Source organism: Lutibacter flavus (assembly GCF_900188355.1).
GTDB lineage: Bacteria > Bacteroidota > Bacteroidia > Flavobacteriales > Flavobacteriaceae > Lutibacter > Lutibacter flavus.
Genome location: NZ_FZNX01000007.1, coordinates 78,688 through 101,855, shown reverse-complemented (window position 1 = coordinate 101,855; position 23,168 = coordinate 78,688). Strand labels below are relative to the sequence as shown.

Sequence of the window (23,168 nt, the reverse complement as noted above, 5' to 3'; positions counted from 1 at the left end):
TTATACAATAATCCTTTTTGAACAAATTACACTTCCTTTAAGACAAATCACCTGAGTTAATTATCATGAATTTTGTAGAAGATGATTATGATTTATAAAATAAACAAAATTTACAGGATGCATAGGCGACTTTTAGGTAATATATTAATTATTACATTACTTACAATTTTTAATACGTATTCTCAAGACGGGAATAAAAAAATTGAATTTGTAAAAGAAAAAATCAGTATAGATGGTAATTTAAATGAGCCTGTTTGGAAGTGTTTAATTTCTTTTGATCACTTTTTTAATCATTTTCCTAATGACACAGGTACAACTGAAAAGCCTGTAATTGTTAAGGCTTTTCACGATGGTGAAAACTTATATTTTGGAGTGGTAATCCACGAAAAAACTGATAAATATTTAGTCAATTCAATGAATAGAGATATGGCTGTTCAAGATTTTCTAAAGGAAGATAGCTTTGTAATAATTTTAGACACATTTGAAAATCAAAGTTCTGGAATTTTTTTCGTAGTTAATGTATTAGGGGCTCAAACCGATGGACTTATAGCAATTAATAGCGAAAATTATTCACCGGATATTGGATGGAATACAAAATGGAATTCTCAGGTAAAAATAGAAGGGAATTTACGATTTTTTGAAATTGCGATTCCTTTAAACGCAATAGCATATGATTTAAATAAAAGCAATTGGAACATTAATTTTGCTAGTGTTGATGCTAAAACATCTCAATATTCTACACTAACTTCATTTTCTAGAAATTATGATTTAATTGATTTACGTTTTACCCAAAAGGTAGAAATAGTAAATCTCCCAAAAAGGAAGAGTTCTAAATTATCTTTAATACCATCTACTTCATTTTCTTATACCAAGGATGTAATTAATTCACAAAGAAGAAATCAGCTAAATTTTGGATTAGATGCAAAGTATAACGTAACCTCGTCCTTAAAATTGGATGTTGCTATTAATCCGGATTTCTCTCAAATAGAACAAGATGATCAAATTGCCAATCTTACTAGGTTCGATATCAGTTTGCCTGAAAAAAGAAACTTCTTTTTAGAAAACGGAGATTTATTCAACAATCTAGGAGCTCGAGGTGTAAATCCATTTTATTCAAGAAAAATTGGTTTAGATTCAGAAATTATTTATGGTGTGAAATTATCTGGAGAGTTATCTAAAAATCTTCGAGTAGGATTGTTAAACACTCAAACAGAGTCGATTGATTCTTTGTCAGGTTATAACTTTAGCGCTTTAGTTGCAAAAAAATCAGTTACAAAAAGCATAACAACAACTGGGTATATTATAAATAAGCAAAATTTGAATACCAAAGAATCTGTTATTGATTATAATAGGGTATTAGGTTTAAACATGAATTATAAGTCTCAAAATAAAAAATGGCTTGGGCAATTAAATTACGGGAAAAGTTTCACCTCTTTGCTTGACAATAAAAACAACTTTTACAGTACAAACTTGTCATACTCAACCCGAAAATGGATAGGATCAACAAGTATGATGCGAACAGAAAAGAATTTCGTTACAAGTGTTGGGTTCACTCCTAGAATAAAAAATTATGATGCAGGTCTAGATCAATATATTAGAAAAGGTTATTGGGCAAATTATACCGAAATTATCTACAATAATTATTCCCCTAATGACGAAATCAAAGATAAAAACGAACATAAACTCAGAGTAAATACTTTTTTAAATTCAAATCTTGAGCTAGTTGAGGAAAATATAGAATTTGTTAATATTTGGAGAAAAAAGGATTTGAGTTATTTCTTTGCCAATGTTAATTACAACTATAATAATTTAAAGTTTGCTACAAATATTATTAACTCAAATAAACCTTTACCTCCTAACAATTACAATGATATGAACGTTAGAATAGGTTATATATCACCATTTGGGAATAAAATATTTTCACACCAAAATAGACTTTTATACGGTACATTTTATAACGGTACTAGATTTAACTGGGAAGTAGTAGGTAATGTTCGTTTGCAACCATGGGCAAGTATGGATTTTAATTATAATTTAAATTTAATAAATCTATATGAATATGGAAAAGAAACCATACATACATTCAATTTTTCTGGTAAAGTATTCTTCAATACTAAGTTAATGACTTCAGCAAATATGAGTTATAGTACAAGACAGAATGACATTAGTATGAATGCCCGACTCCAATGGGAATTTAAACCACTTTCTTATGTATATCTTGTATTTTCTAATAGTTATTATACAGATAATTTAAAAAAAAAGAGTTATGGAGTAGCGCTAAAAATAAATTACTGGCTAGACATTTAAAATTAGTTTAGAAAACAATAAACGGAAAAATTGTACTACGAAAGAGGACGTAGCTAATTTTTAGTTCCTAAAGAATTATTATCCATTTTAGAGATCCAATAATTATCGAAATAAAATTTATCATATTGTAATTAAAACTTTAAAAACCAAACAGCTTTCGTGAAAAGAATAATAAATTTTAATACTTCGGTCTTATTAAGCTTATTTCTACTTGGAATACTTATTCTATTTCATGTGAATATTTTAATTGGAATACTATTTTTTGATTATGCGCCAACAGATTTTTTATGGGGAGGTAAAATGAAGTCAGTAACACAATTACTGAATTTTGAAATAGTCTCATTACTAAGTTCGTGCATATTCTTTTTTCTTTTATTAATAAGAATAAAGTGGTTAAACCTATTAAAACTATTAGGTGTCGCAAGAACTGCTATGTGGGTAGTATTTGTCTTGTTTTTATTAAACACCATTGGAAACGTAATGGCTACAAACACTTTTGAGAGGTTGTTTGCAATTGCGACAGGCCTTTTATCCTTTCTTTTTCTAAGAATTGCAATTGAGAAAAACACAGATAGTATTTAATGAAAACCTATATATAATTATTAAAAATTACTACACGAATGGAATCACTAGAACAACAACGTATTGAATTTGCCAATAGAAAATTTCTTGCAACACCTTTGGCTGGATTAGTAGTATGGCTTATAATTGGAATTTCTGGGATTGTTTTGCCAGTTAAAGCTACTGTATGGGTGTTATTTATTGGAACAGGAAGCATTGTTTATTTAGGAATTTTTATTTCTAAATTCACGAGTGAAAATTTTCTTGATAAAAAGAAATCAAAAAATACATTTGATAGTTTATTCCTTTTTACAGTTGGACAATCAGTTTTAGTTTATTCAATTGCTATTCCTTTTTTTATGATAGATTATTCATCCTTACCAATGACTATTGGAATTTTAACTGGTACTATGTGGTTGCCCTTTTCTTGGATTATTAAACATTGGGTTGGCATTTTTCATTCAATATTTAGAACAATTATTATTCTTTTTCTTTGGTACATATTGCCTGAATATAGATTTGTATCCATACCATTTGCTATTGTTGTAATTTATATAGTAACAATAATAATTTTACAAAATAGAAAAAATCAACAAAAACTTGAAATATTGTAAATAGTAATAAAAATAAAATAAAATGAATAAATTAATTAAAAACGTTTTCCTTTTAGGTTTAATAGTCATTCCTAATTTAATTTGTAATGCTCAAAATATCTCTTTGAAAAAAGTAGAACCACCTTTCTGGTGGGTGGGTATGGAAAATACGGATTTGCAATTATTAGTATATGGTAAAAATATAAGTCTAACAAAACCCGTAATTAATTATCCTGGAGTTACTATTCAAAGCGTTTCAACTTTAACGAGTCCAAATTATCTTTTTATAGATTTAACAATAGAAAAAAAAGCAAAAAGCGGAACATTAAATATTCAATTTGAAAATGCAAATGGCAATGTTTTAAAGTATAATTATAAATTAAAAAACAAACGTATAAAAAATAACAAGAAGCAATTAATAGATCCGTCAGATGTAATTTATTTAATTACTCCAGATCGTTTTGCTAACGGAAACACTAAAAATGATTCAACTGATGATACCTTAGAAAAGGTAAACCGTAAAAATATTGATGGTAGACATGGTGGGGATCTACAAGGTGTTATAAATCATTTAGACTATATTCAAAACTTAGGTATTACTACATTATGGTTAAATCCTTTTTTAGAAAATAATCAACCTAAATATTCTTATCATGGTTACGGAATATCAGATTTTTATAAAACTGATTCAAGATTTGGAACCAATAAAGATTTTAGTGATTTAGTAGTTCTAAGCCACAATAAAGGGATGAAAGTTATTATGGATCAAGTTTTCAATCACTGTGGTACTGGACATTGGTGGATGAATGATTTACCTTCAAAAGATTGGTTAAATCAATGGGATAAATTTACTAGAAGTAATTTCACAAATATAGTAGCTTCTGATCCTCATGTTTCGCAAAGCGATTATGACTTACTAACAAGAGGTTGGTTTGATAGTAATTTACCGGATTTAAATTTAGATAATACGTTTTTAGCAACCTATTTAATTCAAAATTCAATCTGGTGGGTAGAGTTTGCTAATTTAGATGGTATCCGTATGGACACATATCCTTACCCAAATAAAAATGTAATGGCTCAATGGACACAGCGGCTAAAGTTAGAATATCCGAATCTTTTTGTTGTAGCTGAAACTTGGGTGTCTAAATCTTCATCCCTCTCCTATTGGAATAGAAACACACCTAATGCTGATGGGTATAACCCTCACTTAATGAGTGTGAGTGATTACCCGATATATTATGCAATGCTTGAAGCATTCGGGAACGAAGGAGATGTTTATAAACTTTACGAGACATTAGCTGATGATTTTATTTATGGAAACCCTTATAATAATAAAATTTTCAATGGTAACCATGACGTTGCAAGATTATTTACCTTATTAAATGAAGATATTTCAAAACTTAAATTAAGTATGGCTTTCATTTTAACTACTAGAGGCATTCCTCAATTGTATTATGGTGATGAAATACTTTTTAAAGGAGATAAACCAGACGGTATATTAAGAAAAGATTTTCCAGGTGGTTGGGATACCGATACAAAAAATGCCTTTTCAAAGAATGGAAGAACCAAATTAGAAAACGACGCATATAACTATGTAAATACAATATTAAATTGGAGAAAAAATGCTAAAGAAATTCATGAGGGTAAATTAAAACATTATCAACCATTGAAAAATATATATGTATATTTTAGATATACAAAAACAGAAAGCACTATGATAATTATTAATAATAACAATTTTAAAGTTGATGAATTTAGTTTAGAACGCTTCAATGAATCTTTAAGAGGTTATTCAAAGGGCAAGGATATTATTACAAACACTCATTTTTCTTCTTTGAAGAAAGTAAATCTAAAAGAAAACTCAGCATTAATTATAAAATTACAGAGATAATGAAAAATATATTTATAATGGGAGGTGCATCTTACAATTCGGTAATTACCTTAGATGAATTTCCACAACCAGTACCTACGACAATTCATAATTGTCATTTTAATGAGACTATTGGTAATACAGGTGCTGGCAAAGCACTTACATCAGCTAAACTCGGTTTTGACACTACATTTCACGCTTTAATAGGAAATGATTCTTTTGGAGAAAAGGTAAGTTCTTTTCTACAAGAACCAAACCTAAATTTTATAAATGATGCAGACCCGTTGGGAACTGAAAGACATTTAAATATAATGAATAGAAATGGTGAGAGAATTTCAATATTTACAAATCCAAGTTCTGATGTGCCTAATATTGATTATACAAAATTTAAAGACCAGCTTGTTGCTTCAGATTATATTATAATAAATATTGCTAATTATTGTAGATACATACTACCATTATGTAAACTACTTAAAAAAGAAATTTGGACTGATTTACACGATTATGATGGTAAAAATAAATACCATCAAGATTTTATAAATGAGTCAGATTATATTTTTTTAAGTTCAGATAATCTGAAAAATTATAGAGAATTTATGATTGCACAAATAAATAATGGGAAAAAAATAGTAGTTTGCACACACGGTAAAGGAGGTGCAACAGCTTTTACCAAGGAAAGAAAATGGATTGAAGTTCCAATAATAGATGCTTATAAAATGAAAAATACAAATGGTGCAGGTGATTCTTTCTTTTTAGGTTTTTTATATGGTTTTTCAAAAGGATACTCAATTAAGAAGTGTATGCAATTTGGTACAATTACTGCTGGATTATGTATTCAATCAGAATTTATTACAAATAAAAATTTAAGCGAATTTAAAGTTGAAAAAGAGCATCAAAAATATTTTACTGCATAAAAAGTAGTTGGTTAAAATAATAAGATATCTGAAAGCCTATAGAGTAAGAAAAAATTTAAATTTATTAAAACCTTTTGAAATCCGTTTCCATAAGAAACTATAGAACAAAGCACAAACATCCATGCAGGTAATAAGGTGTTCACAATATGCTCCATTTTGTTCCATAAAATATAATTACACTAATCGTCCACAGTCCTCATTTAGCACAATTTATTTATTTTACTACACACAATACACATATTGCTCACGCATAGCAGTCTTTTGCCCCTAAAATCCATTTAAGTATAAATTCATAATTATTAGGGGCAAACCGGCTATTACACAATTTTGGCTCGCCTGCTGCTCACTTCGGGCTAAAAAAAAGGGTGTCACAGTTTTTGATAGCAGCCATTTTGCATATAAAATAAACTGCCTTTCCTCATGAAAGAGGGGTTCTTATGAATGTTTATTTAATGTAAATTAATTCAGTATAATTAAAGTAAACAATAGCGGATTTATTACATATTGCAAACGCGAACAAGAGCAATATATTCCGTTTAAATTATACTTTCAAAACAACATTTTCTTTATAACCCAACTCACCAAAACGACCTATAAAATTGCTGTAGTAAAACAAGTTGTTGAAACGTCTGAGCGACCCAAAGAGCGTAGCGGTCTGGGTTTGAAAGTAAGATAACGAAGTATTCAAAGCTATTTTAATAAGTCTTGATTTTTATGTTCATTTTGCATCAAGGCAAAATGAACATAAAGTAAAGAATAACCACTACATAAATTGCCCTTGCCTTTCCAGCCGCCTCAAAAACTCCGCCAACCTTGCGTGTACCACGTAGTTGTTGCACGTACTTATGCCCCAACACCCTCGCTCAACTCGCTAGGCGGCTCAACTAAATGCTATCGCATTTTTATTCTCGATTACCTGCGAAAGAAGCATTCTTTTAGTAGATTAATTTGTGGTATCAGTTATTACAATTTTCAAAAGTTCAGTAGTTAATCTATTAACCACTCTTTTATCTTTTGCATTTTGCAAAAGAATACGAATTGCATTTCTAACTAATTTCCCACCTTTACCAGCAGTTCTAAATTCAACACCGTTTTCACGTGTTCTTTGAAACGCAGGATCGTTTGCAATTCTGGATTTATCCACACCGCCTTTTTCGCGAGCAAGATGTCCATCTGCAGTTTTGTAAAAAGAAATACCTCCAATAGTTCCTTTTAGTTTAATAATACCATTTTGTCTAGCCATAATTATTTATAATTTTTAATTCTCAACAAATGAAAGTATCTTTAAATAGAATTTAAAAAATCAACATCCAACCATTCCGAAACAAACTTTTTGTTCCGAATTATCGCATATAGATAAAGTATAGATACTGGTAGGATAAAGTATGGATAGTGTATCAAATGAAAATAATAAGAGCTTGTATATATCCAAAAGACATTCAGTGCATCACTGGCAGAAGTGAACGCTATGGACGTAAATTACTCAATGTAATAAAAGAACATTTTGGAAAAGAGCCACATCAATTTATTACTTCAGAAGAATGCGCAGAATATAGTCGAATCAACATTGAAATTGTAACAGATTATTTACAAAACGTATCATAATATTTGATGTTTTTTTGATACTGTTTATAGGGCTAAAAATTGTATATTTGAGTTAAGATTGAAACCTAAAATCGATTAATGGGTATTAATGCTTAAGTCAACAAATCGGTCAACATAAAAATACAAGGTATCGCCAAGCCCTTAAACTAATAGGAAAACTCTAAAGAGTTTGAATCCAGTCGAGGTCACAAAAAAAATGCAATTATCTTATTTTAGATAATTGCATTTTTAATTTTACTAAATAAAAATTTTATATTTTTTTTCAAAATCCTGATAAAAGTCATAATAATAACTAAAGATTAGCAATACATTTGACCTATATTTCATTACTTACCTGAAATAAGTAATGTTTTTGATTTTTTTAGTTAGTAGTAAAAAAAAAGAGAATTTAAACTTTAAATTCTCTTTTTTTATGTTTTACAGTTAACTATTTTAACAAAAATATTATAATAATACCACTGAATTTTCTTCTGTTCCTAATCCGCTTCCAACATATTTATCAGCACCCGCATCATTTACCCACTTTTCTCCATCTAATAAATATTTGAATTGGAATTCTTTTTCAGCTGGCAAATCAATTGTCACTTTAAAAGATCCATTTTTTAACTTTTTCATACTAATTGGCTCTGCAGTATTCCAATTATTGAATTCTCCCAACAAATCAACTCTTCCAGCTCCAAAAGAATCATCCTTTTTCATTAAAAATGTAACTTTACAAACTGGCTTGCTTTTCAAATATTGCTTTTTTAAACTCATAATAATCTATATATTTAAATTAATAGTACAAAATTAAATTAGTTTGGGTTAATATTATACAACTCTATTTCCATATATATAATCTATATTAACTCATATTAGTAAAGTTATCTAATTTAGGTTAATATTAAACAAATATGACTCTCTTTAAAATTTAAAGTATATTAACCTAATCAACTATCCTCTGCCTTTTTTAAATTATTCTTTATCTTAATAGAATATATTTCATTTTTAAAAATTTATTGAGAATAATGATTTATGTCATATATATTCTTCTAAAATATTTAAAACTTTACTATTCAGAACCTTTTGAACTACAAAAATAATTTTAACCATTATGGAAAAATATTTTAAAGTAAAAGTTAATGAATCATTCGAATACAACTTAAAAATTTCAGACCACGAAATTTTGAACCTAATTAAGTTATCTCCAACAAAATTTCACGTAATTAAAAACAACAAATCTTTTAATGTAGTACTCGAGCAAACTGATTTCAATAATAAAGAATATGAATTAAAAATTAATTCAAACCAATACATTGTAAAAATTGAAACTCAACTTGACCTTCTCATAAAAAAAATGGGATTCTCTGTGAGTACTTCAAAAAAAGAAAATGATATTAAAGCCCCTATGCCTGGATTAATTTTAAGCGTAAATGTAAAAGAGGGACAAGAAGTTGTTGAAGGTCAATCATTATTGATTTTAGAAGCAATGAAAATGGAAAATATAATTGCCGCTCCAAAAGATGGAAAAATAAAATCCATAAATATTAAACAAGGCGCTACTGTAGAAAAAGGTGAATTAATGGTTGAAATGGGCTAAAATAAGTGAATATGAAAAAAATATTGATAGCAAACAGAGGTGAAATTGCCATTAGAGTAATGAAAACTGCTCGTAAAATGGGAATTAAAACCGTTGCAGTATATTCGGAAGCGGATAGAAATTCACCACATGTTAGATTCGCAGACGAGTCAGTATGCATAGGTGAAGCTCCTTCAACTAAATCTTATTTGTTAGGTAGTAAAATAGTTAAAGTAGCTAAAGAATTAAATGCCGATGCAATTCATCCTGGCTATGGTTTCTTAAGTGAAAATGCAAGTTTTGCTGAATTATGCGAAAAAAACAATATAATTTTTATTGGACCAAGATCAAAGGCCATAAGTATGATGGGAAATAAATTAGCCGCTAAAGATGCTGTAAAAGATTACAACATTCCAATGGTTCCTGGAATAGATAGAGCGATTTCAAACCCTTTAGAAGCCTCAGAATTAGCTCATCAAATAGGTTTTCCCATTTTAATTAAAGCTGCGGCTGGTGGAGGTGGAAAAGGCATGAGAATTGTTGAAAAAGAATCTGCTATTGAAGAACAGATGTCTCGTGCTATAAGTGAGGCAACAGCAGCATTTGGAGATGGATCTGTTTTTATTGAAAAATATATAACATCACCTAGACATATTGAAATTCAGGTATTTGCTGACAGCCATGGTAATGTCGTACATTTTTTTGAAAGAGAATGTAGCATTCAACGTCGTCATCAAAAAGTTATAGAAGAGGCTCCATCTTGTATTTTAACTCCAGAATTAAGAGAAAAAATGGGCCAAGCTGCTATCATGGTTGCGAAATCCTGTGATTATTTAGGTGCTGGTACTGTAGAGTTTTTAGTTGATAGCAGCCTAAATTTCTACTTTTTAGAAATGAATACGCGCTTACAAGTTGAACATCCAGTTACTGAACTAATTACTGGATTAGATTTGGTTGAACTACAAATAAAAATTGCCCGAGGAGAAAAAATGGACATCAAACAAGAAGATTTAAAAATTAATGGACATGCTTTAGAACTTCGTGTTTATGCCGAAAATTCAATGGATGATTTTTTACCAAGTGTTGGCACTTTAAATACCTATAAAATTCCTGTTGGTGATGGAATAAGAGTTGATAATGGTTTTGAAGAAGGAATGGATATCCCAATATATTATGATCCAATGTTATCAAAGTTAATTACTTATGGAAAAACCCGTGAAGAAGCCATTCAATTAATGATTGAAGCTATTGATAACTATAAAATTGAAGGTGTATTTACAACATTACCTTTTGGAAAATTTGTTTGTGAACACGAAGCATTTAGGACTGGTAATTTTGATACGCACTTTGTGAAAAATTATTACTCACCTAAAAAACTTCAAACTAAATTAAATGAAGAAGCAAAGTTAGCAGCCCTAATTGCATTGAAAATTTATCTTGAAGATCAGAAACAACTTAGAATTCCCCTTAATTAATCGCCTATAATTATTTTAATCGAATGGAAAATAAAATGAATTCAAAAATTGCAAAATTGGATAAAAGAGTGGCATTAGCACTATTAGGTGGCGGAGAAAACCGTATTAAAAAACAACATGCCAAGAAAAAATTAACTGCTCGTGAACGCATAGAATATTTATTAGATGAAGGTTCATTTGAAGAAATGGGAGTTTTGGTAACACACCGTGCAACTGATTTTGGAATGGAAAACCAACTCTTTTTTGGTGATGGTGTTGTAACTGGTTATGGAACCATTAATGGAAGATTAATATATATTTTTGCTCAGGATTTTACCGTTTTTGGCGGTGCTTTATCTGAAACCCATGCTGAAAAAATTTGTAAAATAATGGATCAGGCTGTTAAGGTTGGTGCTCCAGTAATTGGATTGAATGATTCGGGTGGCGCTAGAATTCAGGAAGGAGTTAAATCTCTTGGAGGATATGCGGATATTTTCCATAGAAATGTGCAAGCGTCTGGAGTTATCCCACAACTTTCTGCAATTATGGGTCCTTGCGCTGGTGGAGCTGTTTACTCACCTGCAATGACCGACTTCACTTTAATGGTTGAAGACACTAGTTATATGTTTGTTACAGGTCCAAACGTAGTTAAAACAGTAACCAATGAAGAAGTAACCGCCGAAGAATTAGGAGGCGCTAATGCACATTCAACAAAATCTGGTGTAACACATATAACCTCTGCAAATGACATACAATGTTTAGAGGATCTTAAGAAATTATTGAGCTACATCCCTCAAAACAATAGAGAAACTACTAAAAAAATTCCATATGAATTAGGTGAAGAATTACGTCCACAATTAATTAATCTAATTCCAGAGGACACTCATAAACCATATGATATGCATACCATTATTGAGGGTATTATCGACGAAGAATCTTTCTTTGAAATTCATAAAAATTATGCTGAAAATATTATTGTTGGTTTTGGAAGGTTAGCCGGAAGAAGTATTGGTATCATTGCCAACCAACCTATGCAACTTGCCGGTTGTTTAGATTCAAATAGCTCTATTAAAGCGGCCCGTTTTACCCGCTTTTGTGATTGCTTTAATATCCCTTTACTTGTTTTAGTAGATGTTCCCGGTTTCTTGCCTGGAACTGATCAGGAATGGAATGGAATTATTAAAAATGGAGCAAAATTATTATACGCACTAAGTGAAGCTACAGTACCAAAAATAACCGTAATTACACGTAAAGCCTACGGTGGCGCCTATGATGTAATGAACTCAAAACACATTGGAGCAGATATGAATTTTGCTTGGCCAACTGCCGAAATAGCAGTTATGGGTCCTAAAGGTGCTGTAGAAATTATTTTTAAAAAAGAAATTGCCGAAGCTAAAAACCCAGAAGAAAAGTTAAAAGAAAAAGAAGCCGATTATGCGAGCAAATTTGCAGATCCGTATAGAGCTGCCAGACGTGGGTTTATAGATGAAGTTATTTACCCTAAAAACACCAGAAGAAAATTAATAAAAGCTTTTCAAATGCTTGAAGGAAAAGAAATTAACAGACCTAAAAGAAAACATGGAAACATTCCTTTATAGTTTTTTATATTCTGAAAAATCTAGATTAGATTTGGAATTTTTGTAATTATTCTAAGTTTATTACGTCAAACTATTAAAGAGTTATTTTCTTTTTTTATAAATAGTTATTAATGTTCTTTGATTAACGTAACTCTTTGGAAAAGTCAATATTTATGATATTGACTTTTTTTATACTATCTCAGCCGATAATCCTTTAGTTAACAGACTAGAACATCTTGGCTTTAAATCATTATACTCACCTGTTTTAACGGTACATTTCCCTTTATAATGCACAAGAATAGCACATTGCTCAGCCTGCTCCAAAGTATGGTCACAAATTTCAACCAAAGAATCAATTACATGGTCAAACGTATTTACATCATCATTAAATAAAACAATCTCATTTTGATTGGTTTCTTTTTCTAATGTATCAACTTCTTCTTGTATTTTCTTTTTTGTACTCATTTTGCTAATGTAAAAATTATTTTTTATATCGCAATGAAACCCAATTATTTCGTTCAAATATTTTATCAATTTTTAATCCATATTTAGATACTTCCGCATCAATAATTGGAATATCCTCTTGATAAAAACCGCTAAATAAAATAGTTCCTTCTTCATTTAAACAATTCATATAGGCTTGCATATCATTCAACAAAATATTTCTATTTATATTGGCTATAATTACATCATATTTTTTATTTAATAATAACGAAGCATCGCCTTCAAATACGGAAATATTACTGCAATTATTACGTTCTACATTTTCAACAGAATTTAAATAACACCAATTATCAATATCAATTGCATCAATTAGTTTTGCGCCTTTCATTTCAGCAAAAATTGCTAAAATTCCAGTTCCACAACCCATATCTAAAACTTTTTTATCCGTTAAATCAAGTTCTAATAATTGCTGAACCATCATATGGGTAGTTTCATGATGTCCCGTACCAAAACTCATTTTTGGCTCAATAACAATATCGTATTTTAAATTTGGATTTTCGTGAAATGGTGCTCTAATACTAACCAAATTATCCACTTGAATAGGATTGAAATTCTTTTCCCATTCGCTATTCCAGTTAGTCTGTTCTATAACTTCTTCTTTATAAGAAATTTCAAACTCATTTGAGTTTAAAATTTGAATATCGTCTAACATAGTTGAATTCCAATCGTCTTCTTGAATATATGCTGTAACTCCATCTTCATTTTCCACAAAGCTCTCAAAGCCTGCAAAGCCCAATTGTGCAATCAAAATTTCTGTTGCTGGTTCTTTAGGAGCTACTTTAAATGTATAACCAATATATTTTATCATGTGTACAATTATTTCCAAATGCAAAAATACGGTTTCCTTTCAAATTGAAAGAAAACCGTATCTTAAATTTTATAAGTAATTTAAATTTTACTTAGAATGATTTTACCAATGCTAAAAAATCATCAGCATTTAAAGCAGCCCCACCAATTAATCCTCCATCAACATCTTCTTTTGAAAAAATTTCTTTGGCATTTGAAGGTTTAACACTTCCTCCATATAAAATTGAAACATTTTCGGCAACTTCAGCATTGTATTTATCAGCAACTATTTTACGAATAAAAGCATGCATTTCTTGAGCTTGTTCTGGTGAAGCAGTTTCTCCAGTTCCAATTGCCCAAACTGGTTCGTAAGCTAATACAATATTTTTCCAAGCATTTGCTTCTAAATGAAACAATCCATTTTTAATTTGACTTTCAACAACTTTAAAATGATTCTCAGATTTTCTATCTTCTAAAACTTCTCCAAAACAGAAAATAACTTCCATTTTATTCGCCAAAGCAGTATCTACTTTTTTTGCTAATATTTCATCTGTTTCACCAAAATATTCTCTTCTTTCAGAGTGACCTAAAATAACAATTTCTACTCCAACTGACTTCAACATATCTGCTGAAATTTCACCTGTAAAAGCTCCACTTTTTTCAAAATGCATATTTTGAGCAGCTACCTCTACTTTTGTTCCTTTTGCTTTATCAGCAACTTTTGCCAAACTAACAAATGTTGGGGCAACAATTACTCTTGTTTTTTTAAGTTTCTCCTTCTTAATTCCTTTAGCAATTTTTTTTACTAAAGATTTAGACGCATCTAAATCATTATTCATTTTCCAGTTACCTGCAACTATTTGTTTTCTCATGGTATATTATTTTACTTTTAATCTATCTTTTTAACATCACAAAAATACATTATTATGCTTTAAAAACATCGTAAAAAATGGAATGTTTCCGCAATCGTTTTCGATGCATAAACAACTTAAAATCTTTATTTTAAACGTATTCTTGGATCTAAAAGACCATAAATAACATCAACTAAAATATTAATTAAAATAAACATAGAAGCAATTATTAAAACACTGCCCATAATTACTGGTAAATCTAAAGAGTTTAAAGCATTTACAATTTCTTTCCCTAAGCCATTCCAATTAAAAATGTATTCAACAAAAACTGCACCCGCCAACATAGATGCAAACCAGCCGGATATAGCTGTGACAACTGGATTTAAAGAGTTTTTTAAGGCATGCGTTTTAATTACCTTAAAGGTAGAAAGTCCTTTTGCTCTTGCCGTTCTTATATAGTCTTGATTTAGAACTTCTAACAATGAATTTCTTGTAAGTTGAATCACAACCGCTAAAGGTCTAATACCCAATACTATTGACGGTAATAATAAGTTTTTCCATTGAATGTAAATTTCCTCACCAAAATCATCAACTTCATATAGGCTACCAGTCATATTTAAATTCGTGTATTTATGTAGTACAAAACCAAATAACCACGCAAATAAAATAGCAGAGAAAAATGATGGAACACTCATTCCTAAAGTGCTAATTATGGAAATTATTCTATCGAAAAAAGTATCTTTATACAACGCTGAAATAACCCCAAAAAAAACACCAATAATAATAGCAATTGTAATAGCTGAAACAGCTAAAATAGCTGTATTGGGCATAGTTTCTGATATAATTTCAGATACATCTTTATCATTTTTTTGAAATGACTTTCTTAAATAAGGATATTTAAGAACCAACTCTTTATTATTAGTAGAAAACAAACTTGTGTATGCATATTTGTCCTTACTTAAATAAGTGTAATTATCTGGCCTTTTACTATGAATAGAAACTGGAGATAAATCGTTTAAATAATACAAATACTGAGTTGAAATTGACTGATCAAATCCATATTTTTTTCTAATATTCTCTAACTGCTCACTATCCTCTCGCTGATCTAACATCATTCTAGCGGGATCACCAGGTAATATATTAAATAAAAAGAAAATAACTGTTACCACGCCAAAAAGCGTTAATAACCCGTAAAATATTTTATTAATTATATAGCTAAACAATATTGATAATTTGAAAACAAATATAACTTAAACTATTAAAATTACTACTTTTGCGTAATTCTTTATTTGAAAACATGAACAAACAAGAACTAATTACTCAAATTCAACAAAAAAAATCATTTTTATGCATTGGTTTAGATGTAGATTTAGCAAAAATTCCAACGCATTTATTAACAGAAGAAGATCCGATTTTTGAGTTTAACAAACAAATTATTGACGCTACACATCATTTAGCAGTTGCATTTAAACCAAATACGGCTTTTTACGAAGCTTATGGCTTAAAAGGTTGGAAAGCCTTGGAAAAAACCATTAATTATATAAATGAAAATTATCCTGAAATCTTTACCATTGCCGATGCAAAACGTGGTGATATTGGAAATACTTCATCTATGTATGCAAAAGCTTTTTTTGAAGATTTAAATTTTGATTCTATAACTGTTGCTCCTTATATGGGAAGTGATTCCGTTGAACCATTTTTAGCATTTGAAAATAAAACAACCATTTTATTAGCTTTAACATCTAATAAAGGAGGTTTAGATTTTCAAGGATTAAAAACTGGAAATAATGAGTTATATAAGGAAGTTTTAAAAACTGCATTAACTTGGAAAAATTCAGAAAATTTAATGTTTGTTGTTGGTGCTACAAAAGCTGAATACTTTGCAGAAATTAGAAAAATTGTTCCAAATCACTTTTTATTAGTGCCTGGAGTTGGTGCACAAGGTGGTAATTTACAAGATGTTTGTAAATACGGTTTAACTAAAGAATGTGGCTTACTAATTAATTCTTCAAGAGGAATTATTTATGCTGGCAATGATGAAAACTTTGTTAAAGCAGCTCAAAAAGCAGCTTATATATTACAACAAGAAATGGCACAAATTCTTTCAAAATAAAAAGCCAAGGTTAATGACTCCTTGGCTTATATAATTCAAACAATTACATTGCTGTTTTTCAATTTTATAAATTAATTCAAATAATTATATAATCGAAAACAAAGTTTTGTAATTTGATATCTAAACTAGCTAGAAATATAAGTCCAACTTATAATTTTGATACGAACTACTTATTTTATGAAGTAAAAAAAAGAGGTCGTCTAAAAAGGTAATTTTTAGGCGATTTTTTTAAGTTTTGTTTTTAAAGTTAAACCCAAATTATGCATTAGAAAAATTGAAAGTAGGGTTTATTTTATTAATTTGGCTAATAGACCGGCCATCCAAAGCCTTTTATTTTAAGTGTAAGCTATCCTCAACACCTTTCTGTTGCTGTGATTTACTGTCCATATTCCAAATGCAAAGCAATAAAGGACTTGCAACAAAAATTCTGACAATAAATATTCAAAAAAGTTGACAACCCTCTTAGTAAATTGGTCTTTGACTCTTTAACAATTACACATTAAATTTTGGGATAGAATACAACTGAATTAAAACCAGAGAAAAAGATTTCTCTGGTTTTGTAAAAATTTTTAGTTTGAAAATAAACTAAATATTATTGTAATAATTAATTGTCAAAATTAGAATTAGCATCAACTTCTCTTTGAGGTATTTGATAAATCATCCTATCACCAAATGCTGGTATTTCAAGGTCGGCACCAGGCATTACAAGGTTTAATCTACCATCTTTTCTATTTAACCCTACTCCAGTTCTAGCCATATCAAAAGAAGCAACACCATCACCCCACAATTCAATTCTTCTATAGATTAGAATTTCATCAATTAAATCTTGACCTGTATTCGTTGATTTTACATAAGAAAGGTCTCTAACAGTATTTAAATCAAATAATACTTGTTGAGCCTCAGCGTCTTTGCCTTGTCTAGCTAAAGCTTCTGCTTTAGCTAAGTAAAACTCTGTATTCCTTAGGTATATATAATCTCCAATAAATTCACCAGGTCCAGGTTGTGCTATAAATTTTAGACTTGTATACTTTGGTGTTATATTATAATGCCCCCATGTACCCGGAACTAATATTGTTCCTGGAGGATACTCCTGATCAGCAAACCAAGCTAGTCTTTTGTCGGTTGCTGGTATCATATCATACAAATTAGAATTTACTGTCTTGAAATGATTCCAACCACTATACCCATCATTTATTTGGCTTATGTGCGAAAAGAATGAAGCGTATATTTCAGATGTTGCATCTGTAACCACAGCCCCCCATATAGCTTCTGATAACGAAAGCTCGTCAAAACCGTGAATAACATCATCACTTATGCTACCTGCATTCATTGCAATGTCTGCAAAATTTTCAGCTTCCAGCCAATTTTCATAAGTTAAATGATACCTGGCAAGGTATGCCGCTACTACACTAGCATCAATCTCTTCTTTTGAAGCTCTGGAATATGTTTCCAACCCATTATAAGCCAATGTTAAATCATCAAGAATTAGTTGTTTTACTTCACCCACAGTAGATTTCGGTTCTCCAACAAAATCTCCAAAATCTATAGGTATAGCATCTGTTGAATCATCAGCTCTAGTATGCTGATAAATTCTGATTAGATAGAAGTAAGCTATGGCTCTATAAGTATAAGATTTATATTTAAAAACTAATACTTCTTCAGGGGCATCATCAGGTATAGTATTTATTATTCCATTAGCATTATTAATAACTTTATAAAAGAACTCCCAAAGAAAATCATTATCATTATAGGTTAAACCTACATTATCATAATTATTGTAAGCACCAAACCAAGTATTTCTACTCATATCCATGTCATTACTTCTTAAATCCATACCAAGATCCACAGCTTTTAATCCGAATTCATCTTCAGAAGCTTCACCATCTCTAAGATAAGATAAAATGGCAGCATCTAACGCTTTAAGACCTTGAGTACCACCAGCAGCTGAAATTGCTGTAGCATGTGATGAGGTATGGTATCTTTCCTCTGCAAAATCTTGATCTAAATCAGCACAAGAAATAAAAAATGTTATTGAGAAGATAAAGACAAAATATTTGCTTAATTGCACATTTAAAAATTTATTTTGTTTCATAATTAGTTATTTAATTAAGATTTATATTTACTCCAAAAGCAATAGTTCTATTGGCACCATATTCAGCAGAAGACGATCCTACCGAATTCAAACGAGGGTCATAACCTTGTCTTGCACTATATAATAAAAATGCGTTACCTATAGTTCCATAAAATCGGATATTATCGATGTGGTATTTTTTAATATCTTCATTATTAATCGTGTAAGCCAAGTTAATATTACTCAAACTCAAGTAACTTAAGTCTACTAAATAAATATCCGAAATATTATATTGGTTTGAACTTAAAGGGTCAACTCTAGGTAAACTAGCTGTAGGGTTATCTACAGTCCACGTTTTATCATAATCTGCGAAATTGGTAACATTTTGAGTAGCACCCAGCAATCCAAAATACTCATTATCAATACCATAACCTCCTACTTGGTATGCAAACTGTAGCCCTAATGAAAAATCACCTACTTTTACATTAGCACCAAACCCTCCTGTTATATCTGGTATTGCTTGTTTACCAAGGAAATATCTATCAGCTTCAGAGAAGTCTTCTGTAATTATGTCTTCACCAGTTGCTTCATCTTCTGTGTACCATTGAGCATTACCATTTTCAGGATTTACACCAGCCGATTTTCTCATATAGTAATCAAAAATACTTTTACCTACTTCTCTACGATAATTACCTACTTGTATTGGTTCATTATCATCAGGCAGTGCAGTTATTTCATTATTAAGTGTAGAAAGGTTTGCATAAAAATTAACATTAATGTTTTCCTTTTTTATAGCATTCCATGAAATTTCGGTTTCAATTCCACTATTAACCATAGATCCTGAATTTTTTGGTCTAGAAGCTTGCCCTGTTGATATAGGTAATGGAGTATTAAATAAAAGGTCATTAGATTTTTTTCTGTAATAACCTAAAGAAAGGTTTACGTTATCAAATAAACTCATTTCATAAGCAATATCAAGACTGGCTGACTTTTCCCAAGTCAGATCTTCATTACCTAAAAACGATAATGTTTGTGTTAATGCACCATTATTTTCATCTATAATATATTGGTTTTCGTAAGCTACAAGATTTCGAACTACAGTACCTTCATAAAATATTCTATCGTTACCAGTAGTACCATAGTTTGCGACTAATTTTGCATAATCTATGATTTCAGAATCTTCCATGAAATCTTCATTACTCATAACCCATGAAGCACCGGCAGACCAAAATGCACCCCAACGTTCGTCTGGATGAAAAACAGAAGAAGCATCATATCTGCCAGTTAAATTTAAGTAATAAGTATTATCTAACCCGTAAATAAACCTAGAAAAATACCCCTCGGTTGTATAGTTAGTGTTGTAATTACTAGCTGATGCATATACAGCAGTATTATCTAATATTGGGCTTAAATCTCCAATTAGATTTCTTTTTGAAAGAGATAGAGTTGTAAATTTTTCTTCATAGGTTTCATGTCCTAAAAGTACATCGAAGCTATGCCTATCATTATCTTTTTTCCAAGTTAATAATTGTTGATTTGTGAAAGCAGAAAAATTATCTCTATTATTTTCTAAAAGTCCATTTTGGGCTGCAGCAAAAGCTCCAGCACCTGGCTTTGTGAAATCAGTTCCTTGATCTATTTGGGTTAAATAGTTCATAACATACTCAAACTTGAACCCAAAAAGCAAATCAAATTTAGCCCTTAAACCACCATTAAAATTATCTCTTACATTCTCATCTATAGTGTTTTCAATTACAGCAAGAGGGTGTTCTCCTACAGCATAATTTCTTGCTCCTCTACTGGTTCCATCAGGGAAAAATTGCGGAGCACCAAAGTCGTAAGCCAATCCACCAGGATTATTAGGATCTTCAATGGGATTCCAATTCTCATCATATTGATAAACAGGATAAATTGGAGCAATTCTTCTATTCCAAAAGAAAGCGTTAGCAAAATTTGTTGTAGGAACACCAGCCATAGTTAAAGTACCAGGAACTGCTTGACTTTTAGATTTTGCATATGAAACATCACCACTTAATGTTAGTACATTAAATATCTTAGCAGAACTAGCTTTTAAACGAGCTGTATGTCTTTTAAAACTACTTCGAACAGTATATCCATTATTAGTCTCTGTACCTAATGATAAATAGTAAGTTACATCATCTGAGCCTCCTGAAAGACTAAAATTATTAGAACTAAAAGTAGCTGCATCTCTAAATAGAGCATCTTCCCATTTATCATTTACTAAAAGATTTGCCGAGCTATTTAGTTTTCCAGTTGAAGGATCAACTAATTGATTATTTGGAACATCATATAAATTATAATTCCCTAATCGATCAATTAAATTATCAGATGCAAATTGTCTAGCTTGCTGGATAGTTATAGGAGTTCCGGCAACATTTTGCGCGTAAAATTCAGAATTAGCTAATACACTATGATAAGATTCATAAAATTCACCTGGTGTTTTGATAATGTTATATTCCTTAGCACCTCTCTGCGTTGTCCCAAACCTACTATCTATACTTATTTTTGTTGTGCCACTAGAACCTTTTTTTGTGGTAATTAATAAAACACCATTAGAAGCTTTATTACCATATAAAGAAGTTGAAGAAGCATCTTTTAAAATAGAAGTTGACTCAATATCTTTAGGATTTATACTGCTTAAACTTCCGGAATAAGGAACACCATCTAAAACAATAAGTGGAGAACTATCAGCATTTATAGAACCAAACCCTCTAATTCTAATTATAGGATCAGAACCAGGTTGACCACTAGCTTGAATTACTCTCAATCCGGAAACTAAACCTTCTAAACTTTTTACAGGATTAGAGAAAGTTGCATTTTCTACTTGCTCTTGGTCTATTACACTTACAGATCCAGTAAGTGAATTTCTAGATTGAGATCCATAAGCTACAATAACGACTTCTTCTAATAAATTACTATCCACTTTTAAAGCAACGTTAATTACATTAGAAGTTGTAACCGTTCGTTCGATAGGAATCATTCCAACGTAACTAAAAATTAAAATATCTCCTAAATTAGCTTTTACTGTATAGTTTCCGTCAAAATCTGTTAAGGTACCATTTGTTGTGCCTTTTATTATGACGTTAACTCCAGGTAAAGGACCCGTTTCATCAGACACTACAGTACCTGATATTGTTCTCTCTTGTGCATACATACTTATACAAGTACCCAACAGAAGCATCAGAGAAACTAAAATTTTGTAACCTCGATTCATGAATTTCATTTTAAATTAATATTAAGCTAATATATCACGGTAATTGAGGCTGTAACTTTCTAGTGAAGTGAGTTGACACTATTTTGATGTAAGTATATATGAGAGTCTGTATGAAAAACATTATTAATTATTAATCATTTTTCACGTCCCATTTGAAATGGTTTTTTTTAATGATTTTCAATATATGGGCTATTTTGGTTATAAAGTAACTAGATATAGTACTTTTCAAATTGCTAAAAAAAGATTTAAAAGATACCAATATTGATTTGAACAACGGTTTTTATGATTTTAAACCTGCTTTTTTAGGTTTAAATTAACATTAAACAGTCCATTAAATATAATTTAAGTCTTTATTTTGTAATTAATTCTATCAATTTAAACATCAATATTATCTTATTTTATGAAAATAAACACCCTAATAATTGATGATGAAGCTTTAGCAAGACAGCGCCTAATTAATCTGGTAAATGATGTACCTGAATTAGAATTAATTGGAGAGTGTTCGACTGGTAAAGAAGCAATTTCTGCCATAAATGAATATGAACCTGATGTGATTTTTTTAGATATTCAAATGAAAGATCTAAATGGATTTGATGTACTTCAAAAAATTACCGTAAACAAAAAGCCTCTGGTAGTTTTCGTAACAGCATATAATGAATACGCGCTTAAAGCATTCGACTTTTTTGCTTTTGATTACTTATTAAAACCATACAAAGATGAGCGTTTTTTTAAATCAATTGAAAATATAATAAACTTCACAAATAATAAAAATTACAATCCTTTTGATGAAAAAATTAATGATTTACTTAAGTATATAAAAATAACTGAAACAAGTAATTATTCTCAAAAACTACCTATAAAACTTGGAAATAAAGTTTATTTCATTGATTTAAATGACATCAAATATATTATAGCATCAGGCTATTACGCCGAAATAATTACAAATGACAAAAAACATTTATTAAGAGAATCGTTAAGTAATTTAATTGAATCTTTAGACCCAAATAAATTCATACGAATTCATAGATCTACAATAATTAATTTAAAAGAAATTGGGGAATTAATTCATTCCAATTATGGTGAAATTGATGTTAAAATGAATGACAAAAAATTATTTAGAGTAAGTAAAAGTTATAAAAAAATGTTTTTAACAAAAATGGGATTATAAC

The 23,168-nt window shown here is 29.9% G+C and carries 17 protein-coding genes and 1 pseudogene; 10 read left to right on the top strand and 8 right to left on the bottom strand.

The features are described 5' to 3' along the window. Nucleotides 1–87 precede the first annotated feature (87 nt). From CHB63_RS16595 to CHB63_RS16575, 5 genes are all read left to right on the top strand, one after another. Nucleotides 88–2,307, top strand: a complete 2,220-nt coding sequence (locus CHB63_RS16595; RefSeq protein WP_141107328.1) for a DUF5916 domain-containing protein — start codon at nt 88–90, stop codon at nt 2,305–2,307. Nucleotides 2,308–2,466: 159 nt separating this feature from the next. After that, nucleotides 2,467–2,889: a hypothetical protein gene (locus CHB63_RS16590; RefSeq protein WP_089379610.1), complete on the top strand. Its 423-nt coding sequence runs from the start codon at nt 2,467–2,469 to the stop codon at nt 2,887–2,889. Nucleotides 2,890–2,927: 38 nt separating this feature from the next. Then, on the top strand, nt 2,928–3,482 hold the full coding sequence (locus CHB63_RS16585) for a DUF7010 family protein (RefSeq protein WP_089379609.1): 555 nt from the start codon (nt 2,928–2,930) through the stop codon (nt 3,480–3,482). Nucleotides 3,483–3,504: 22 nt separating this feature from the next. Further along, nucleotides 3,505–5,352: a glycoside hydrolase family 13 protein gene (locus CHB63_RS16580; RefSeq protein WP_089379608.1), complete on the top strand. Its 1,848-nt coding sequence runs from the start codon at nt 3,505–3,507 to the stop codon at nt 5,350–5,352. Then, a complete protein-coding gene (locus tag CHB63_RS16575) occupies nt 5,352–6,245 on the top strand; it encodes a carbohydrate kinase family protein (RefSeq protein ID WP_089379607.1) in 894 nt (297 codons plus the stop codon). The genes CHB63_RS16580 and CHB63_RS16575 overlap by 1 nt, the downstream gene beginning before the upstream one ends. Before the next feature lie 946 nt (nt 6,246–7,191). Here the strand turns inward: CHB63_RS16575 and CHB63_RS16570 are convergent. Continuing rightward, nucleotides 7,192–7,488 (bottom strand): annotated as a pseudogene (locus CHB63_RS16570) (hypothetical protein); the annotation flags it as partial. 806 nt (nt 7,489–8,294) lie between these two features. Further along, a complete protein-coding gene (locus CHB63_RS16560; protein ID WP_089379605.1) occupies nt 8,295–8,606 on the bottom strand; it encodes an isoamylase early set domain-containing protein in 312 nt (103 codons plus the stop codon). Nucleotides 8,607–8,943: 337 nt separating this feature from the next. On the opposite strand from CHB63_RS16560, the gene CHB63_RS16555 reads away from it, so the two are divergent. From CHB63_RS16555 to CHB63_RS16545, 3 genes are read left to right on the top strand one after another with little or no spacing between them, the layout of a single operon-like run. Continuing rightward, nucleotides 8,944–9,429, top strand: a complete 486-nt coding sequence (locus tag CHB63_RS16555) for a biotin/lipoyl-containing protein (protein WP_089379604.1) — start codon at nt 8,944–8,946, stop codon at nt 9,427–9,429. 11 nt (nt 9,430–9,440) lie between these two features. Next, entirely contained in the window at nt 9,441–10,883 is a 1,443-nt protein-coding gene (locus CHB63_RS16550; RefSeq protein ID WP_089379603.1) for an acetyl-CoA carboxylase biotin carboxylase subunit, read from the top strand. A 35-nt stretch (nt 10,884–10,918) separates the two neighbouring features. After that, nucleotides 10,919–12,460: an acyl-CoA carboxylase subunit beta gene (locus CHB63_RS16545; RefSeq protein ID WP_089379686.1), complete on the top strand. Its 1,542-nt coding sequence runs from the start codon at nt 10,919–10,921 to the stop codon at nt 12,458–12,460. 168 nt (nt 12,461–12,628) lie between these two features. Here the strand turns inward: CHB63_RS16545 and CHB63_RS16540 are convergent, their stop codons facing one another. From CHB63_RS16540 to CHB63_RS16525, 4 genes are all read right to left on the bottom strand, one after another. Then, nucleotides 12,629–12,904 carry an ATP-dependent Clp protease adaptor ClpS gene (locus tag CHB63_RS16540; protein WP_089379602.1) on the bottom strand — a complete coding sequence of 92 codons (276 nt, stop codon included), beginning with the start codon at nt 12,902–12,904 and terminating at the stop codon, nt 12,629–12,631. Between the two features lie 16 nt (nt 12,905–12,920). Beyond that, nucleotides 12,921–13,751, bottom strand: coding sequence for a 50S ribosomal protein L11 methyltransferase (gene prmA, locus CHB63_RS16535; RefSeq protein ID WP_089379601.1), 831 nt, complete (start codon nt 13,749–13,751; stop codon nt 12,921–12,923). Between the two features lie 91 nt (nt 13,752–13,842). Next, nucleotides 13,843–14,601 (bottom strand): triose-phosphate isomerase, encoded by a 759-nt coding sequence (gene tpiA / locus CHB63_RS16530; protein ID WP_089379600.1) that lies wholly within the window; start codon nt 14,599–14,601, stop codon nt 13,843–13,845. A gap of 125 nt (nt 14,602–14,726) precedes the next feature. After that, nucleotides 14,727–15,803 (bottom strand): ABC transporter permease, encoded by a 1,077-nt coding sequence (locus CHB63_RS16525; protein ID WP_089379599.1) that lies wholly within the window; start codon nt 15,801–15,803, stop codon nt 14,727–14,729. Between the two features lie 74 nt (nt 15,804–15,877). Here CHB63_RS16525 and pyrF point away from each other — a divergent pair, with 74 nt between their 5' ends. Then, nucleotides 15,878–16,693, top strand: a complete 816-nt coding sequence (pyrF, locus tag CHB63_RS16520) for an orotidine-5'-phosphate decarboxylase (RefSeq protein ID WP_089379598.1) — start codon at nt 15,878–15,880, stop codon at nt 16,691–16,693. Nucleotides 16,694–17,297: 604 nt separating this feature from the next. Here pyrF and CHB63_RS16515 read toward each other — a convergent pair. Both CHB63_RS16515 and CHB63_RS16510 read right to left on the bottom strand, forming a co-directional pair. Then, a complete protein-coding gene (locus tag CHB63_RS16515; RefSeq protein WP_089379597.1) occupies nt 17,298–18,785 on the bottom strand; it encodes a RagB/SusD family nutrient uptake outer membrane protein in 1,488 nt (495 codons plus the stop codon). 10 nt (nt 18,786–18,795) lie between these two features. Further along, nucleotides 18,796–21,999 carry a SusC/RagA family TonB-linked outer membrane protein gene (locus CHB63_RS16510; protein WP_089379596.1) on the bottom strand — a complete coding sequence of 1,068 codons (3,204 nt, stop codon included), beginning with the start codon at nt 21,997–21,999 and terminating at the stop codon, nt 18,796–18,798. A 400-nt stretch (nt 22,000–22,399) separates the two neighbouring features. On the opposite strand from CHB63_RS16510, the gene CHB63_RS16505 reads away from it, so the two are divergent. Next, a complete protein-coding gene (locus CHB63_RS16505) occupies nt 22,400–23,167 on the top strand; it encodes a LytR/AlgR family response regulator transcription factor (RefSeq protein WP_245857059.1) in 768 nt (255 codons plus the stop codon). Nucleotide 23,168 lies beyond the last annotated feature (1 nt).

What these genes read in the sequence shown, in the direction of transcription:
- CHB63_RS16515 (WP_089379597.1), bottom strand. Translation starts at nt 18,785, where the DNA reads ATGAAACAAAATAAATTTTTAAATGTGCAATTAAGCAAATATTTTGTC.
- CHB63_RS16555 (WP_089379604.1), top strand. Translation starts at nt 8,944, where the DNA reads ATGGAAAAATATTTTAAAGTAAAAGTTAATGAATCATTCGAATACAAC.
- CHB63_RS16560 (WP_089379605.1), bottom strand. Translation starts at nt 8,606, where the DNA reads ATGAGTTTAAAAAAGCAATATTTGAAAAGCAAGCCAGTTTGTAAAGTT.
- pyrF (WP_089379598.1), top strand. Translation starts at nt 15,878, where the DNA reads ATGAACAAACAAGAACTAATTACTCAAATTCAACAAAAAAAATCATTT.
- CHB63_RS16545 (WP_089379686.1), top strand. Translation starts at nt 10,919, where the DNA reads ATGAATTCAAAAATTGCAAAATTGGATAAAAGAGTGGCATTAGCACTA.
- CHB63_RS16550 (WP_089379603.1), top strand. Translation starts at nt 9,441, where the DNA reads ATGAAAAAAATATTGATAGCAAACAGAGGTGAAATTGCCATTAGAGTA.
- CHB63_RS16585 (WP_089379609.1), top strand. Translation starts at nt 2,928, where the DNA reads ATGGAATCACTAGAACAACAACGTATTGAATTTGCCAATAGAAAATTT.
- tpiA (WP_089379600.1), bottom strand. Translation starts at nt 14,601, where the DNA reads ATGAGAAAACAAATAGTTGCAGGTAACTGGAAAATGAATAATGATTTA.
- CHB63_RS16505 (WP_245857059.1), top strand. Translation starts at nt 22,400, where the DNA reads ATGAAAATAAACACCCTAATAATTGATGATGAAGCTTTAGCAAGACAG.
- CHB63_RS16595 (WP_141107328.1), top strand. Translation starts at nt 88, where the DNA reads ATGATTTATAAAATAAACAAAATTTACAGGATGCATAGGCGACTTTTA.
- CHB63_RS16540 (WP_089379602.1), bottom strand. Translation starts at nt 12,904, where the DNA reads ATGAGTACAAAAAAGAAAATACAAGAAGAAGTTGATACATTAGAAAAA.
- CHB63_RS16575 (WP_089379607.1), top strand. Translation starts at nt 5,352, where the DNA reads ATGAAAAATATATTTATAATGGGAGGTGCATCTTACAATTCGGTAATT.
- prmA (WP_089379601.1), bottom strand. Translation starts at nt 13,751, where the DNA reads ATGATAAAATATATTGGTTATACATTTAAAGTAGCTCCTAAAGAACCA.
- CHB63_RS16580 (WP_089379608.1), top strand. Translation starts at nt 3,505, where the DNA reads ATGAATAAATTAATTAAAAACGTTTTCCTTTTAGGTTTAATAGTCATT.
- CHB63_RS16510 (WP_089379596.1), bottom strand. Translation starts at nt 21,999, where the DNA reads ATGAATCGAGGTTACAAAATTTTAGTTTCTCTGATGCTTCTGTTGGGT.